The 17,005-nt window shown below is 38.4% G+C and carries 15 protein-coding genes and 1 riboswitch; of the genes, 12 read left to right on the top strand and 3 right to left on the bottom strand.

Features of this window, described 5'->3' with window-relative positions:
- Positions 1–158: 158 nt before the first annotated feature.
- Positions 159–1,145, bottom strand: a complete 987-nt coding sequence (gene dapF / locus DKL56_RS07525; RefSeq protein WP_109715966.1) for a diaminopimelate epimerase — start codon at positions 1,143–1,145, stop codon at positions 159–161.
- Positions 1,142–2,509 carry an aspartate kinase gene (locus tag DKL56_RS07520; protein WP_109715965.1) on the bottom strand — a complete coding sequence of 456 codons (1,368 nt, stop codon included), beginning with the start codon at positions 2,507–2,509 and terminating at the stop codon, positions 1,142–1,144. Before DKL56_RS07520 ends, dapF begins: the two co-directional genes overlap by 4 nt.
- Before the next feature lie 173 nt (positions 2,510–2,682).
- Positions 2,683–2,861: riboswitch (Lysine riboswitch) on the top strand.
- Between the two features lie 94 nt (positions 2,862–2,955).
- Here DKL56_RS07520 and lysA point away from each other — a divergent pair.
- The 12 genes from lysA (at position 2,956) to DKL56_RS07460 (ending at position 15,802) form a co-directional block, all read left to right on the top strand.
- Positions 2,956–4,266 (top strand): diaminopimelate decarboxylase, encoded by a 1,311-nt coding sequence (gene lysA / locus DKL56_RS07515; RefSeq protein WP_109715964.1) that lies wholly within the window; start codon positions 2,956–2,958, stop codon positions 4,264–4,266.
- A 9-nt stretch (positions 4,267–4,275) separates the two neighbouring features.
- Complete coding sequence (gene dapD, locus DKL56_RS07510; RefSeq protein WP_074426213.1) at positions 4,276–4,986, top strand: 2,3,4,5-tetrahydropyridine-2,6-dicarboxylate N-acetyltransferase; 711 nt, start codon at positions 4,276–4,278, stop codon at positions 4,984–4,986.
- A 4-nt stretch (positions 4,987–4,990) separates the two neighbouring features.
- Entirely contained in the window at positions 4,991–6,130 is a 1,140-nt protein-coding gene (locus DKL56_RS07505) for an N-acetyldiaminopimelate deacetylase (RefSeq protein ID WP_109715963.1), read from the top strand.
- Between the two features lie 25 nt (positions 6,131–6,155).
- On the top strand, positions 6,156–7,079 hold the full coding sequence (dapA, locus tag DKL56_RS07500; RefSeq protein ID WP_109715962.1) for a 4-hydroxy-tetrahydrodipicolinate synthase: 924 nt from the start codon (positions 6,156–6,158) through the stop codon (positions 7,077–7,079).
- Positions 7,079–7,843, top strand: coding sequence for a 4-hydroxy-tetrahydrodipicolinate reductase (gene dapB, locus DKL56_RS07495; protein ID WP_109715961.1), 765 nt, complete (start codon positions 7,079–7,081; stop codon positions 7,841–7,843). Before dapA ends, dapB begins: the two co-directional genes overlap by 1 nt.
- 10 nt (positions 7,844–7,853) lie before the next feature.
- A complete protein-coding gene (locus DKL56_RS07490) occupies positions 7,854–9,044 on the top strand; it encodes an aminotransferase class I/II-fold pyridoxal phosphate-dependent enzyme (RefSeq protein WP_109715960.1) in 1,191 nt (396 codons plus the stop codon).
- On the top strand, positions 9,041–10,102 hold the full coding sequence (locus tag DKL56_RS07485) for an aspartate-semialdehyde dehydrogenase (protein ID WP_109715959.1): 1,062 nt from the start codon (positions 9,041–9,043) through the stop codon (positions 10,100–10,102). Before DKL56_RS07490 ends, DKL56_RS07485 begins: the two co-directional genes overlap by 4 nt.
- Positions 10,103–10,302: 200 nt before the next feature.
- Entirely contained in the window at positions 10,303–11,133 is an 831-nt protein-coding gene (locus tag DKL56_RS07480; protein ID WP_046307958.1) for an ABC transporter permease, read from the top strand.
- Positions 11,126–11,914, top strand: coding sequence for an ABC transporter permease (locus DKL56_RS07475; RefSeq protein ID WP_109715958.1), 789 nt, complete (start codon positions 11,126–11,128; stop codon positions 11,912–11,914). The genes DKL56_RS07480 and DKL56_RS07475 overlap by 8 nt, the downstream gene beginning before the upstream one ends.
- An 11-nt stretch (positions 11,915–11,925) precedes the next feature.
- Complete coding sequence (locus DKL56_RS07470; RefSeq protein ID WP_109715957.1) at positions 11,926–12,966, top strand: ABC transporter ATP-binding protein; 1,041 nt, start codon at positions 11,926–11,928, stop codon at positions 12,964–12,966.
- 25 nt (positions 12,967–12,991) lie between these two features.
- On the top strand, positions 12,992–14,044 hold the full coding sequence (locus tag DKL56_RS07465; RefSeq protein WP_109715956.1) for an ABC transporter substrate-binding protein: 1,053 nt from the start codon (positions 12,992–12,994) through the stop codon (positions 14,042–14,044).
- A gap of 54 nt (positions 14,045–14,098) precedes the next feature.
- On the top strand, positions 14,099–15,802 hold the full coding sequence (locus tag DKL56_RS07460) for an adenine deaminase C-terminal domain-containing protein (protein ID WP_109715955.1): 1,704 nt from the start codon (positions 14,099–14,101) through the stop codon (positions 15,800–15,802).
- A 159-nt stretch (positions 15,803–15,961) separates the two neighbouring features.
- On the opposite strand, the gene DKL56_RS07455 is transcribed toward DKL56_RS07460, so the two are convergent.
- Positions 15,962–16,879, bottom strand: a complete 918-nt coding sequence (locus tag DKL56_RS07455; protein ID WP_046307952.1) for a LysR family transcriptional regulator — start codon at positions 16,877–16,879, stop codon at positions 15,962–15,964.
- Between the last annotated feature and the right edge of the window lie 126 nt (positions 16,880–17,005).

The raw sequence follows: 17,005 nt of genomic DNA, 5'->3' as shown, positions 1-17,005 counted from the left end.
TTGTACTTCATTGAAAGGAAAAAGAAAGACCAAAAAAGCACCTCAAACTGGCAAACAAGGCTTTTTGCTGAAGTGCTTTCAAACATAAATTTAGTTAGAACGTAATTTTTTATTAAAAAGTTTATATATCAACAGTAAATACAAAATAACTTGGAAGGTTAGTTAGCTTTTTTCGCAATAAAAGCTTGATAAGCTTCATCTTCTTTAGTTGGAGTAACTGAAAAATCAGAAAAACGAAGGAAAGGCTGATGTAATTCACCTTCGTCTACTTCAATTTCTGCCATTACAGTCGCATTACCAATTAATTCAACCCAATAGCTGTCATCTGTTTGATGAACCTTAGTTTGAACAAATCCACCAGGATTAGTAACAGTAAGCAAGCGCTCAAAAGCGTGTTCTTGCGGTTGAGTTAGGGCAAATACGAGACTTGCCGCGGACATTCCAGTACCACAGGCATTAGTAAAACCGACACCGCGCTCATAAGTACGGACAAAAAGATGATCAGAGTCTATTACTTGTGCCAGACTAACATTAACACCGTCAGGAAAGTAGGGGTTAGGTCGGTTTAACGCTGCACCCAAAGTTTTTAGAAAATCACTGTGTAACACATCAGCTGAAACTAAGCTGATAAGGTGAGGATTAGGCACAGCGACTGCTGTAAAGGTCAAATCATCATCAAAGGCAGGAACATTTTGGTCGATTAATTCATCAGTACCTAAATTGTTAAATGGTAAGTCTTTTGCTTTAAAGCTGATAGGACTAATTTCTACCCCGACTGCCTTAACATTTTCTGCCCAATCTGGTTGACATGTTACAGCAAGATCGGCTTGATCTGTTTCCACTTTGAAAGATGTTTTGTGGTATTTTTCCGCTAAGTAACGACCAACAGTGCGCAAGCCATTACCACACATCGATGCAAACGAACCGTCTGCATTAATTACCTGCATTCTCCCTAGAACATCGGGATGGCTGGATTCACTAATGACAAGTAAACCATCTGCTCCGTTCAAAAAGCTAGTTCGTCTATCTGTTAATTGACGTGCTAAGTTAACTAATTCGGGATCGATAAGTGGCTTTTCTAATTGAGTCTGATCTAATAAGAAAAATTGATTTTGCGAACCATGCACTTTTTGCATTTGAATCATGATTTTGCTACTCCTTTAAAAAATTGTTGATAAATTTGGCTAACAGCATTTGCTGCGTCTTCTTTCTTGGTGCCTAACATAATAGAAATACGTGATGCACCCTGATTGATCATGTGAATGGCAATATGCTCTTTGGCTAAAGGGGTAGTGATATTCTTCATTGCACCAATCTTATTCCGCATCCCTTCACCAACTACCATAATGATAGCATAATCATCAATCCATTCTAATTGGTCGGGATGAATCACTTTTTGAATTTCACTGCACATTTGCTCGCGCAGTTCTTCAGTAAACTGCCGTTTGTCAAAGATAACCGTTAGATCATCTATACCTGAGGGCATGTGTTCGTATGAAATATTGAACTTGTAAAATATTTCTAGTAATTTAAGAGTGAAACCAGTTTCTTTATTAAGTAGATATTTGTGTAAATATAAAGCGGAAAAGTGATTTGAGCTGGCAACACCTGTAATCGTACTTTTAGGATGAAAATCCTTTTCTGGAACAATCATTGTTCCTGGTAATTCAGGGTGATTAGTATTTTTAACATTGATGAAAACCTGGCCTTGAATTGCCGGAATCAACGCTTCGTCATGGAAAACTGAAAAACCAGCATAAGATAGTTCCCGTAATTCCCGGTAAGTCATGATTTTAATTGGATGAGGGTTAGCAACAATTCTAGGATCCGCGGCATAAATTGCATTTACGTCAGTAAAGTTTTCGTACAAGTCTGCTTTAATTCCTCTTGCCCAGATTGAACCGGTGATATCCGATCCACCGCGTGAAAAAGTGGCAATTTTGCCCTGAGTTGTAACACCATAAAAACCGGGAACTACTAATATTTCTGGCACTTCACGCCATCTAAGTAAATTTTGGTAAGTTTCAGGTAAGACTTGAGCGTCGCTCGCGGCACTGCTTACCAAAAAACCAGCGTCCTGTGGGTCTAGAAAGCGTGTTGGTAAACCTTGCTCTTGCAAAATTAATGCTAGTAACTGTGCGCAGAGTTTTTCTCCGTGTGCTTTGAAAGCTGCCATTAGGTATTCTGGCTCGTCATTAAAACCTATTGGTAAGTCAACCAACTCTTGGTGCAAGAACGCAAATTTTTGGGGCTCAAGTGCAAAAAAAGCGGCAATTTCTTGATACCTCGTCCAAATTTGCTGAATAACTTCAGTAGTGTCTTGTTGTTTCAGTGTCTTTTGAGCATATTCAATTAACAGATCTGTAACTTTTACATCTTCCGCAAATCTTTTTCCTGGTGCGGAAGTGACAATTACTTTTCTGGTTGGGTCAGCATTAATAATATTTAGCACTTTTTGAAATTGTTCACCGCTTGCAAGTGAACTACCACCAAATTTAACAACTTTCATTTTTGCAACACCTACTTGATTAAAATAATTTAAATTCGATAGTAACGCATTTTAACATTTTAATTTTTATCTGCAACTAAAACATAACTGCAGTCATGTTTGCAAAAAATAAAGTTAATTAATTATGAAAAAGCCGTTGACAAGTAATATTAATAATAATAATATTTTTATAAATTAAACGAAGAGGTCGCAACTAACAAAAGTACCTAGTGGAGTTTCTGCAAAAACGGTGAAGCTAGCGAAAGGGGCGGTTGCCGAAGCGTTAATTATTGCGGTAGTTAATCGGCTGGGACGTAATCTAATAAATTACGGACTGTCGCAAATTTAAATTTGCGGAGCGCTATCGCCAAAACTGAATCAGATCAAGGTTTAATCTGAAAGACTCTTTTGTACGCTATGCGCGTATTAAAGGGTCTTTTTCTTTACCAAAAAACGGGGGTTATTAGATGTCAACGAATGATTATTACCAGACGAATGATCAAGGTCACTTAATGATTGGAGGTGTAGATGCACTTAAGCTAGCCGAAAACTTTGGCACGCCATTGGTGGTTTATGATGTTGCCCAAATTAGAAAACAGTTCAATGCACTTAAGCAAGCTTTTGTTGCTGGACAGGTTGATTATGCCATCAGCTATGCTAGTAAAGCTTTTACCTCGATTGCAATCTATCAAGTAATCAACGAATTGGGTGGCCACATTGATGTTGTTTCAGGTGGAGAACTGTATACAGCGTTGAAAGCAGGCTTTTCAACGGAAAAAATCAGTTTTCACGGTAATAATAAAACAAAAGATGAACTCTTAATGGCCGTTGAAAATAATGTTGGGGTAATCATTTTAGATAACTTTCATGAAATTGAACTCCTGAAGCAAGTACTGCATGAAACAAACAAGAAAGTGCAAGTAATGCTCCGCATCACTCCTGGTGTGAGTGCACATACGCACGAATATGATCAAACGGGTCAAGAAGACAGTAAATTTGGGTTTGATGTTCGTTCGGGTCAAGCAGAAAAAGCCTTTTTACAAGTTGAAGCGGAAGAGCAAATGGAGTTGATTGGACTTCACGCTCACATTGGTTCACAAATCCTTGAAACTGAAGGTTTCAATCTTGAAGTGGAAAAATTGATGCAGCTAGTTCAAGAATGGAAGCAAAAGTATGATTATCAGCCACAGGTTCTAAATTTAGGCGGCGGTTTTGGTATAAGATATACCGCTATAGATAGCGTAATTGGGCTAGGTACATTTGTTGAACAAATCATTGCCAGTGTCCGTACATTAGCTGAACAGTATCAGTTAAACGTACCAGCAATCTGGGTAGAACCCGGACGCTCAATTGTTGGTGAAGCAGGATATAGTCTTTATACCGTTGGCTCCAGAAAGGATGTGCCAGGTTTAACTCCTTATGTGACTGTTGATGGCGGCATGGGTGATAACATTCGACCTGCGCTTTATCAAGCAGAATATGAAGCATTGGTTGCCAAGCGACCAGCGGCTGAACCAGTTGAAAAGGTCCATTTAGCAGGACGCTATTGTGAATCTGGTGACATTTTGATTGATCAGGCATATTTACCAAAAACTAAGCCAGGGGATGTAATTGCTGTTCTTGCAACTGGAGCATATGGTTACAGCATGGCTTCTAACTATAACCGTGTTCCAAGACCAGCAGTTGTTTTTGCAGAAAATGGACAAGCACAAGAAGTTGTTACACGTGAAACCTATGACGATTTAATTAAGAATGACCGTTTTTATCAAGAAAAGTGAGGATATCAAATGAAAAATATGTCAGCGACAGAAATTATTGATTTTATTGCCAATGCGCCTAAGAAAACCCCAGTTAAGATTTATGTTAAGGGCGACTTGGAGGACTTGAAATGGCCTGTAGAAGTAAGAACATTTATCGAGGGTAATTGCGGTGTTGTTTTTGGTGACTGGGATGATCTAGTACCATTTTTACGAACTAATGCGGCAAAGATCAATGACTATCAAGTTGAAAACTGCAGCCGTAACTCTGCAGTACCCCTTTTAGATTTAAAAAATATTCAAGCAAGAATTGAACCTGGTGCCTTGATCCGTGAACAAGTAAGTATCGGTAAAAACGCGGTCATTATGATGGGAGCGGTAATTAATATCGGTGCTGAAATTGGTGATGGGGCAATGATTGATATGAACGCTGTTTTGGGCGGGCGTGCAATTGTTGGGGCTAACAGCCATATTGGTGCTGGTGCCGTTGTAGCGGGTGTAGTCGAGCCTGCTTCCGCCGAACCAGTCAGGATTGGACAAAATGTTCTAGTTGGTGCTAACGCAGTGATTTTAGAAGGGGTTCAAGTTGGTGATAATGCTGTGGTTGCCGCAGGTGCCGTCGTGACAAAAGATGTTCCGGCTAATACTGTTGTAGCAGGCGTCCCAGCCAAAGTTGTTAAAAAAAGAGACGAACAAACTACTGACAAAACTAAGATTGAGCAAGATTTAAGAAAGTTGTGAGTTAATGTTAACTACTAGTCAACTGATTCAAATTCGTCGTGACTTACATCAAATTCCCGAAGTGGCATTGCAAGAGCATGACACCAAGCAGTATTTATTAAAGGTTATTCAACAATTTGATCAGCAATTTTTACAGATTAAAACTGTTCCTGAGTTGCCAACTGCCTTGCTGGTAAGAGTGCAAGGAAAGCGACCTAAAAAAACGATTGGTTACCGAGCTGATATTGATGGACTACCAGTAAAAGAAAAAACTGGGTTAGCATTTTCTTCAAAAAATGAGGGAAAAATGCATGCGTGTGGTCATGATCTTCATATGACAGTGGCATTAGGAATTTTGAATTACTTTAGTGAGCATCAACCACAAGATAATTTGCTTTTCTTCTTCCAACCAGCTGAAGAAAGCAAAAACGGTGGCAAACTAGCATATGAACAGGACGTTTTTACTGGTGAGTGGCGACCTGATGAATTTTTTGCATTACATGTTACGCCTGACTTACCAGCAGGAACAATTGGGTGCCGTAACGGAACACTATTTGCTGGCGCTGCAGAAATTAATATTGATCTGTATGGTCAAGATGGTCACGCTGCATATCCACAGCGTGCAAATGATATGGTTGTAGCGGCTGCGGCATTAATTAGTCAGATTCAGACAATTGTGGCGCGCAGCATTGATCCAATTGAAAGCGGCGTGATAACAATTGGCAAGGTTCGTGCGGGCACGATTAGAAATGCAATTGCTGGTCATGCGCACCTAGAAGGTACGCTTCGCGGCTTGACTCAAACGATGATTGAACAAATTGAGAAGCGTTTGCGTGAAGTAACAGCTGGTATTGGTCAAAGTTTTGCGGCTAGAGCAGAAATTGAAATTAACCAAGGAGGCTATTGGCCTGTCGAAAATGATCCTAAGATTACCGCTGAATTTATTGACTACATGAAAAATAACCCAGCAGTTAAGTATCAAGAAACTGAGCCGGCAATGACAGGTGAAGACTTTGGTTATTTACTTGCCAAAATTCCTGGAACAATGTGCTGGCTTGGCGTGGAAGATGACTCTCAACTTCATTCCGCTACTTTCAGTCCACAAGAAAGTGCAATTGAGGCAGGGATTAAAGCAATAGTCGGCTTTTTCGAAGAGCACATGTAAATGACTAATAATGAAAGGAAAAACTATGACAGATTTTACTAGCGCTGATTTACTAACTGCGTTGATCACACCATTTAATGAGCAAGGAGAAGTTGATTATCCCGGTTTAAAAGAACTAACAGAACTTTTGCTTGCCACAGGAAGTCGCGGTTTTGTAATTGGTGGTACGACTGGTGAAACGGCTACGATGAACCATGATGAAAAAATCGAGCTTTATACCCGCTTTGCAGAAATAGTTGCAGGTCGAGTACCAGTGATTGCAGGTACAGGTAGCAATAACACTGCTCAAACGGTGGATTTCACAGAGGAAGTTAGTCAAATTTCAGGCATTGATATGGCTTTGGTTGTTACGCCATACTACAACAAGCCCAATCAACGTGGAATCAAAGCGCATTTTGAAGCTGTTGCCAAAAAATCAAAGGTTCCACTAATGATTTATAACATTCCTGGTCGTACAGGTGTAAAAATTACTAAGGAAACTGTTGTTGAATTGGCTGCTAATCCTAATATTGCCGGCGTGAAGCAATGTACAGAAATAGAAGACTTGGAATATATCGTTGAGCATGCACCAAGTGACTTTTTAGTTTATACCGGTGAGGACGCACAGGCACTCAGCGCTAAAACTTTAGGGGCAAGAGGCGTAATTTCTGTTGCTTCACATATTTATGGCAAAGCAATGCGCCAAATGTATGATGAACTGGAAGCTGGTAATGTTGAAGCAGCTGGTGCACTTCAGCGAAAACTGACACCAAAAATGGCTGCATTATTTATGTACCCGTCACCATCTCCAGTTAAGGCCGTTTTAAATGCACAAAACTTACCAGCAGGGGGATGTCGCTTGCCAATGATTACTTTAAATGAAGAAGAGAAAAAGCAATTGGCACTACACTTGGGCTTAAATGAAACGGCATTACTACATGAGTTACCAGTAGAACTAGGAGTAGATTAATGAAAAGAGTTTTTATTGCTGGCGCGACTGGATCAATGGGAAAGCAGGTCGTGCAGTTAGTTGAAAAACAGGCAGATTGTGAACTGGTTGGCGTATTAGCGCCGCATGCCAAAAGCGAAGGGGATTTTGCTAATACTGTCCAGTGCTTTGACCAACTTGATGAGATTGACATTAGTGCAGATATTTGGATTGACTTTACAACTCCTCAAGCTGTTTTTGAAAACGTCAAGTTTGCTTTAAACCACCAAATGAGACCAATTGTCGGTACTAGTGGACTGACAACTGAGCAAACAGAAGACCTGCAAAAAATTGCAGAAGACCAACAGCTAGGCGGGGTTATTGCGCCGAACTTCGGGCTGTCTGCTGTCTTACTAATGAAATTTGCCCAAGAGGCTGCACGTTACTTTCCAGATGCAGAAATTATCGAAATGCACCATGCCGATAAGCTTGATGCACCTTCAGGAACGGCGATTAACACCGCAAAGATGATTGCCGAGGGTCGAAGCGGATCAGGTTCAACAGATACTAACAATGATGCAAGAGCTCGCGGAGATCTTTATGATGGCGTTCCCATCCATGCTGTCCGCTTGCCAGGTTATGTTGCCCACGAACAGGTTCTTTTTGGCGGACCTGGTGAAGCCTTGACCATTAGACAAGATTCATTTGATCGCTCATCTTTTATGAAAGGTGTAAAAGTTGCACTCGATCAAGTGATGAGCCTATCCAAACTGGTTGTTGGTTTGGAAAAAATTCTATCAATATAAGGAGGAAAAAATGCCACATTTAGCTTCAGATTTAACCCCAACTACAAGTGTTCCGCTGACTCAAATTCCAGCTTCAGGTATCCGTGCATTTGCGCAAAAGGTTGATGATATACCAGATTTAATTAAGTTGACACTAGGAGAGCCAGATTTAAATACGCCAGAGCACGTCAAAAAAGCGGCAGCTCAGAGCATTTTAGACAATGACTCCCATTATTCAGCACAAAAAGGAACTTTGAGACTTCGCCAAGCGATTAGTGATTTTCTAAAGCGAAAGCAAAATATTTCATATGATCCGGAAAATGAGATCGTTGTAACGGTAGGGGCGACTGAAGCAATTGCTGCAGCAATGTTGTCATTAATTCAGCCAGGAGACCAAATTATTGTTCCTACGCCTTCATATGCCTTGTACTTCCCACTGCTTCAATATGTAAAAGCAGATTTAGTTGCAATTAATACAGCGGATACGGACTTTGTCCTGACGCCTGAGGCCTTAGAACAGACTTTACAAAGCCATCCGCAGGCGCAGGCAATTATTCTCAATTATCCGACTAATCCAACTGGTCGTGAATGTTCAGAAGAAGTGTTAAAGCAGCTGGCACAAATCATTGAAAAACATCACTTATACGTAATTTCCGATGAAATATACGGCGAATTGACTTATGACTTTGAACACATCTCAATTGCGCGCTATATTCCTGAACGGACCCTAGTAATCAATGGTTTGTCAAAGTCACACGCAATGACTGGCTACCGGATTGGTTACATTGTAGGGCCAACAGAATATATTAGCTTGATTGCCAAAATGCATGCCTTTTTGGTTACTGCACCATCTAATCCAGCTCAGGCAGCTGCCTGTGAAGCATTAGAAAACGGTGATGAAGACCCAATTGAATCACGTCAAATTTATCATAAAAGGCGTGACTATATCGTTAATGCACTTAACGAGATGGGATTAAAGACGATGGTTAGTGAAGGAGCATTTTACGTTTTTGCCAAAATTCCTGAAGAATATGGAACAGATGATGAAGCCTTTGCATTAGATTTAGCACATGAGGCGAAAGTTGGTGGTACACCAGGAAGTGCTTTTGGAGATGGTGGACAGGGCTATATTCGCTTTTCATATGCTGCTAGTGATGAGGACTTGCATGAGGCAATGGCACGAATAAAACGATTTTTGGCAGAAAAGGATGATCATCAATGAGAGAATATGTTGTTGCAATACTGGGTGCAACCGGTGCAGTTGGTCAGCGGCTGATTAGTGAGCTTGAACAATCCAGTATACCGGTTAAAAAACTAAAACTATTAGCGTCAAAACGTTCAGCAGGTAAAAAGTTAAAATTCAAAAATCAAGAAATTACAGTTGAAGAAGCCCAACCGGATTCATTTAATGGTGTAGATCTTGTTTTATCGTCTGCTGGTGGCGCAGTTTCAAAAAAGCTGCTGCCAGAGGCAGTTAAACGTGGTGCAGTTTGCGTTGATAACACGAGTGCTTATAGAATGGAAGATGACGTGCCACTAGTTGTTCCTGGAGTTAATGATAAGGAACTAGCTAATCATCATGGTATTATTGCAAATCCGAACTGTTCAACCATTCAGATGGTTGCAGCTCTTTATCCGATTTATCAGCGGTGGGGAGTTAAGCAGATTATTGTTTCAACCTATCAAGCAGTTTCAGGTGCTGGAAAAGCGGCATGGGATGAAATGCTGAACCAAGCTCAGGCAAGACTGAATCACCAAGACTTGAAAGCTGAAATTTTGCCGACTGCAGCGGATAAGCGCCATTATCCAATGGCATTTAATTTGCTGCCGCAGATTGATGTGTTTGAAGATGATGGTTACACGCATGAAGAGTGGAAAATGATTCATGAAACTAAAAAGATTTTGCTTAATGATCAAAATGCGGGTGAAATTAAAGTAACCGCAACTTGTGTGAGAGTTCCAATTGAAATTGGTCACGGTGAAACAGTTTATTTTGTTGTAAAGGATTCGTCGGCAACTACTGCTGAAATACAAGAAGAGATTGCTAAAACATCCGGTTTAGTTTTGCAAGATGATCCTAGCAAACAAGTTTATCCGCAGCCACTTTTAGCAGCTGGTAAACGGGAAACCTTTGTTGGACGTATTCGCCAAGATCAAGAAAATGATGGTGCCTTTCAGATGTGGGTTGTTGCAGACAACCTATTGCGTGGTGCAGCTAGCAATACAGTCGAAATTGCAGAGTGTCTTGTACGCGATGACCTAGTACATCAAACAAATTAAACATTTATCAAAAAGCCACAGAAAAAACTGTGGCTTTTTATTGTTCGCCTTTAATGGTTATACATATATATTTTTATCTTTTATAAAAACTAGCAGAAATAAAATACAAACTTTTAAAAGCTATATAAATAAATATATTCGGATTTCATCTTGACAGAATGCTGAAAAATAGATAATCTAGAATCAATCGGAGGTAATATATGAATCGGAAAACCGCAGTTTGGTTACTAATACCTGCATTCTTTGGCGTCTTGGTTTTTACCTTTTTTCCATTAATTGAAATCGCAATTCCAACGTTCCAGAGTCAAGCAGGTTTTTTTGCGCTTTATACACAGTTTCTTAAAAGCTCTTATAACTGGACAGTAATTGGAAGAACATTTTTGATTGCAGTTTTAACAGTGATTATCGTTTTGATTCTTGGATTACCCATCTCGTTATGGATTGGAAGACAGAAAAAGACAGTTAGACAGGTACTAAACTTACTAATTCTCTTTCCAATGTTAACTAACGCTGTTGTTAGAAACTTTGCCTGGATCATCATCCTAGGTCGTGATGGCATAATTAACAAATTATTGCTCTCACTGCACTTAATAAAAGCACCGCTAAACATTCTATATACCAATACGTCGATTATTATTGGCTCGGTTTATCTGTTTTTGCCAATCATGATTAATACTTTGATTGGTAGTGTTGCAGAATTAAATGTCGAAATTGAAGAGGCTGCTGCTGTTTTGGGCTCCAGCCCATGGCACACTTTATTCAAGGTTATTATTCCGCAACTTGCTACAAGCATTTTAACAGGATGTATTCTGGTTTTTGCTGGAACAATGACGGCATATACTACTCCACAAATTCTTGGTGGTAATCGTCATTTGGTGATGGCCACATTAATTTATCAGCAGGCCATGACACTAGGAAATTGGCAAAATGCCAGTGTAATTGCCTTGATCTTAATCGTTATCTCAGCTCTTTCGATGTGGCTCATGAAACGGTTAAGCTATCGCCTAGACCGGAGGATGACTAATGCTTAATCGTAAAAATAAAACGTTAACCATTATTTCACTTATTATTCTGGCGCTGATTATGTTGCCACTAGTCCTAGTGGTTATAACTTCATTTAATAATCAAAGCTCGATTTCCTTACCAATCACAGGTTTTACCCTTTCGTGGTATAGCAATATTTTTCAGCAACCTGATTTTATTACTGGCTTTGAGTCAAGCTTATTGGTGGCATTAATCGCCAGCTTTTTAGCCTTAATTATTGGCATTCCTGCTGTATATGCTTTAACACGTTATAATCTGCAACATGCGGCTTGGTTCCAATCATTTTTTCTAAGTCCGACTTTAATTCCTGAAATTGTAATTGGCTTTGCGCTGTATCAAACGGCTGTTATTACCTTTAAACTGCCAGTTTTTATCAGCTTAATTATTGGACATTTTCTCCTGTGTTTACCGTATGTCATTCGGCTAATCACAGCCAGTATGTTGATGATGGACAGTCATATTGAGGAAGCAAGTTGGGTCTGCGGCTGTTCGCCTAAAAAAGCGTTCTTTTTGATTGTTTTACCTAATATTAAGTCTAGTATTATTGCGGCCTTCATGATGTGCTTCATCAATTCGTTCAATAATATTCCAATTTCATTATTTATGAACGGACCATCACTTACGATGCTGCCACCAGCAATTCTAAACTATTTGCAAAACAATTATGATCCAACTGTTTCTGCAATTTCAGTTGTTTTAATGGTCTTTACAGCGCTAATGATGTTTTTAGTTGAAAAAGTAATTGGTATTAGCAATATTACTAAATAGGGGTTTTGAGTGTGGCAAATTTAGAAGTAAAAAATTTAGCAAAATCATATGATGGTAAAACTAAAGTTTTGCAGGATATATCTTTTACAATTAAAAATGGTGAATTGGTTTCAATTTTAGGACCTTCGGGTTGTGGAAAAACTACAACTTTAAGAATAATTGCGGGTCTAATTCAAGAAACTGCAGGGCAAATTTTAGTTAATGGTAAAGATATTACCAAAACACCTGTGTATAAACGCAACTTTGGGATGGTGTTCCAAAGTTATGCCTTATTTCCACATTTAAGTGTTTTCGATAATGTGGCGTTTGGCTTAAAAATGCACAAATTACCAAAGCAGGAAATTAACGAAAAAGTGACCGGAATACTTGAAATGACGGGTTTAAGCGACCTAGCAACTCAATTTCCGGCACAACTTTCTGGAGGACAGCAACAACGAGTTTCCTTGGCAAGGGCGCTAGTTACCAATCCAGAGATGCTATTGATGGATGAGCCATTAAGTAACCTTGATGCTAAATTGCGTTTAAAAATGCGTGAAGAGATTCGTAAATTACAGCAAGAAATGAAGATGACAGTTCTTTTTGTCACACATGATCAACAAGAATGTTTTGCAATTTCTGACAAAGTTTTAATTATGAATCAAGGACGAATCGAACAATTTGACCGTCCCGAAAATATTTTTCATCATCCGCGTACTGAGTATGTGGCTCGGTTTATTGGTTACGACAACTTTATTCCAGTTAATGCAGACAACCGTGAGGATAGTTATCATATTGCAGTCAAGGGAACGAGATTAACAACTGAAGAAAATAATGAGAATGCAAAAGTTCTTACCATTCGCCCCGAAAACATTCAATTGAACGCAGATAGTACTGAAAACACTTTGACTGGTACGATTACTGGTCGTGAATATTTGGGACAAAGTTTTAAATACACTATTCATTCAGAATTGGGTGACTTCCAAGTTGAGGAAGCAAGACAGAAGATGCGAAGTTCAGGGGATGAGGTCAAACTTACACTCCCAGCTAAACATCTTCATCCATTGTCAGAGTAAATATTCAGGAAGGTTTTTTATTATTATGAAATTCAAAAAAGCTTGCTTGGCAGCTGCCAGCTTTATCGTTGCCGGAACTGCTATTGCAACCACGGCTTGTTCATCTAGTACAAATAGTGGTAAATTGGTTGTATCAACCTTTGGTTTATCAACAAAGCAAATGCGCTCAGATGTCCTTGATCCTTACGCTAAGAAAAATAATGTGAAAGTTTCTACGCAATTTGGTGATAGTTCAACTCGTTTAACGCAGATAGAACACAACCCTAATTCAACAGTTGATGTGATTGAGCTAGCACAAAATAATGCGATTACAGGTTCTAAAAAGAAACTGTTTAAAAAGTTAGATTTTTCAAAAATTAAGAACTTTAAGTATTTATCGAGTGATCAACAAAAGCTAGCTAAACAAACTAATACTGTGCCATACACTGTTAATAGTTTAGGGATCATTTACAATCCAAAGAAAGTTCAAATCAAAGATTGGAATGACTTATGGTCAAAGAAATTAAAGGGTAAGATTGCCGTACCAGATTTTGCAACAACTTTTGGTCCTGCAATGCTCTATGTTGCAGGTGACCATGCTAATGTTGATGTGACTAAGGATGATGGTAAGGCAGCGTTTCAGGCAATGAAACAGTTGAAGCCAAATGTTGTAAAAACTTATGCACAAAGTTCAGATTTGAGTAATATGTTTAAGACTGGGGAAATTACTGTTGCAGTTGTTGGTGACTATGCTGTTGGAATGTTGAAAGCAACAAATCCAAGTTTGAAGTACATGGTGCCAGCTTCAGGTACTTATGCAAACTATAACAATATTGCGATTTTAAAGAATAGCAAAAATGCAGACGCTGCTTACAAGTACATTGATTTTAGACTAAGTAAAGAAAACCAGAAAAAAGTTGCTGGTGCTAAATCACTTAATAATGCACCAGTTAACTCACAAGTTGAATTGTCACCTGCAGAGGCAACAAATAAGACTTACGGTGACATTGCTAAAAGAGCAAAGACAATTGATTTCTTCTATGTGAATAGTCACATGTCTTCGTGGATAAGTCAGTGGAACAAGATAATGAATCAGTAATAAGGAAAAATAAAAGAGTTGGCTAAAACCAGCTCTTTATTTATGGGAGGCAAAATGACACAAGTTGATCTGTTGATTAAAAACGGCCATATTTTTAATGTATTTCTGCGTAAATTTGTTGACACACAAGTAACAGTCAAAGATGGTAAGTTCTATTGGATTAATACAGATTTGCCAGGAATTGAAGCAAAGAAAACACTTGATTTAAAAGGTAAGTACTTAATTCCGGGATTTGTTGATGCCCACATGCACATTGACTCTTCAATGACTACGCCAGCAATTATGGGCCAAACGATTTTAAAATACGGTACAACGACCATTGTGGCGGATGACCATGAAATAACCAATGTTGCTGGTATTAAGGGACTCAAAAACTTTATTGATGAACCAGCACCAATTGATATTTTCTTTGGTATTCCTTCGTCTGTGCCTTCGACTAATCCAGATATGGAAACAACTGGTGGCCAGATAGGTGTCAAAGAAGTTCAGGAACTACTTAAAGATCCCCGATTTATTTGTTTGGGTGAGGTGATGAACTTTAAAGGGATGACATCACCACGTGAAACATTAATCAAAGATATTATCAAAACTTGCCGTCATGAAAAGCCTACATTACCATTAGAAGGACATGTTCCAGCATATGCTGGTGAAGATTTGGCTAAAGTTTTGTATGCAGGTATCACTACTGATCACACTCAACAAACGGCAGATTTAGTTAATGAAAAAGTTCGTAACGGAATGTTTGTTGAAGTACAGTTGAAGTCAATGCATCAAGAAGTAATTGACACAATTATTGAGCATAACTATTTTGAGCACGTGGCCCTTGTGACAGATGACTCAATGCCAGACACTTTACTGCACAGTCATTTGAACCATTTGGTCAAAAAAGCAATCAAAATGGGAATGACACCAGAAGAAGCAATTTATATTTCAACATATACACCAGCTCGTCATATGGGATTATGGGATCGCGGTGCAATTGCCCCTGGTAGAGTAGCCGACTTTGTTATTTTGGATAATCCAAAGACTTTGTCAATTGAAGCAGTTTACAAAAACGGGATAAATGCTGAAGATATTGAAGCAAAAACTGATTACCAGTTTTTACCGGCGTTACGCCATTCAGTCAATGCCCCTAAATTAACGAGTGAAGACTTTGTGCTTAAAACGGACTTGGTAAGTAATGGCGACGTATTGGCTAATGTCATTCAAATTAACCCAGTTGGTACTTTCACAAATCATATTCAAGTTAAGTTAGAAGTAGAAAATAATATTGTTCAATGGCAAAAAGCAGGCCTAGCTATGATTCTTGTACAAGACCGTTATAACGGTGAAGAAGGTCGCTATAGTGTTGGCCTGGTTGATCGCGGCATCCTCAAGGACGGTGCAATAGGCGCCACCTGGGCACATGATCATCATAATTTGATGGTAATGGGAACCAACACGAAGGCAATGCTAAAAATCCAACATCAATTAATTGAGCAGCAGGGTGGTTATATTGCTGCTAAAGGTGAAGAAATAGTTGCTGATGCTGAGCTACCAATTGGTGGAGTTGCTAGTGACCAACCAATGCAAGTGCTCGGTAGTGAAATAGGTAAAATCCGCAAGACAATGCAAGAACTAGGATATAAAAATACTAACGAGATTATGTCCTTCTCAACGCTGTCTCTGCTTGTTTCACCAAGCTTCAAAATTTCAGATAAGGGTTTATTTGATGTCAAAAGTCAGCAAAAGTGCCCTTTATTTGAAGAAGTTAAATAAGCGTAATTACTTAGAATTCTAATTTGAGTGATTATAATTTTCAAAAGTTAAAGTGCTCCATGATAGTTAGACACACAAGCTAATTATTATGAAGCACTTTTTTAATAATTATAAATTCCAGCTATAGCAATAGTAGCTTAAAGAACTAAGCCAAAAGTCTTAATCAATCCACGTTTTCTTTTCTTCTAGTTCCGCATTTTTCAAAGCTGTAAAAATTTTTTGAAAATAGGGCTTTTGCTCGTAGCCCTTTCGATAAGCAATGCCATTTTCAAACGATAACTTATAATTTAACAAAATAAAATCAAGTTTTTCGTTAACTTTATCGTAAAGAATACTTGGAACAATCCCTAAGCAACGATTACTGGCACAAAAAATTTCGAGTACCACTTCATCACTAATACTCTTGAAATTGAATTCCGGATATTTTAATGATAGTTCAAATTTAAAATGATTAATGAGAGGCAAAGGTGGAACTGAATTCCAGATATAAACATCTTGCTTAAATAAGTCTTTGATACCTATGGTTTTTTTCTTACTTAAAGGATTTTTCTTTGAGGCAATAACAGAAAGGCCAGACGAAAAAACAGGTTTAAAAGTAATTTCTTTTTTATCAATAAAAAAGTCGTTTTGATACAGAACAAAATCATATTTACCCTGAATTAATGAGGTTGAAATGCCGTTACCATCATTAGGATCAAAAATTTCAAGGTTAATTCGTGGTTGCAAACTATTATCTAGATCTTGAATAAATTTTGAAAGAAATTCTATTTCAAACAGTGATCCAGTAAAGGCTATAGTAATAGGTTCAAGTGCTTTTAAATTACTATTTTTAATATCCGTAACAGTATCATCAATGTCTTTATATATTCTTTTGGCTTTAACGTAAAAAAATTCTCCACTAGTTGTTAGCTCTATTCCACGTCGACCAGGCTTGATTAATTTTGTACCCAAAAAGGTTTCTAACTTATGTATATTTTTAGAAACTGTTGATGGAGAAACAAATAGTTGATTAGCAGTTTGTGTAATATTTCGAGTTCGGACTAATGATAAAAAGTATTTGATTTGATTAGTATTCATAATTTACCTGAAGATAATTAGCAGCTTTTCCAAAATGGAAAAGCTGCTTTCTGTAATGTCTGATGAAAGTGCTTAACTCAATGCTAACATAAATGTGATAAAAGTAATTAACAAAGGAGAAAGGAT

Origin of the sequence: Lactobacillus apis (assembly GCF_003150935.1) — a bacterium.
Lineage (GTDB): Bacteria > Bacillota > Bacilli > Lactobacillales > Lactobacillaceae > Lactobacillus > Lactobacillus apis.
Note: the sequence above shows the minus strand (reverse complement) of the source record. Positions and strands in the feature narration are given on the sequence as shown.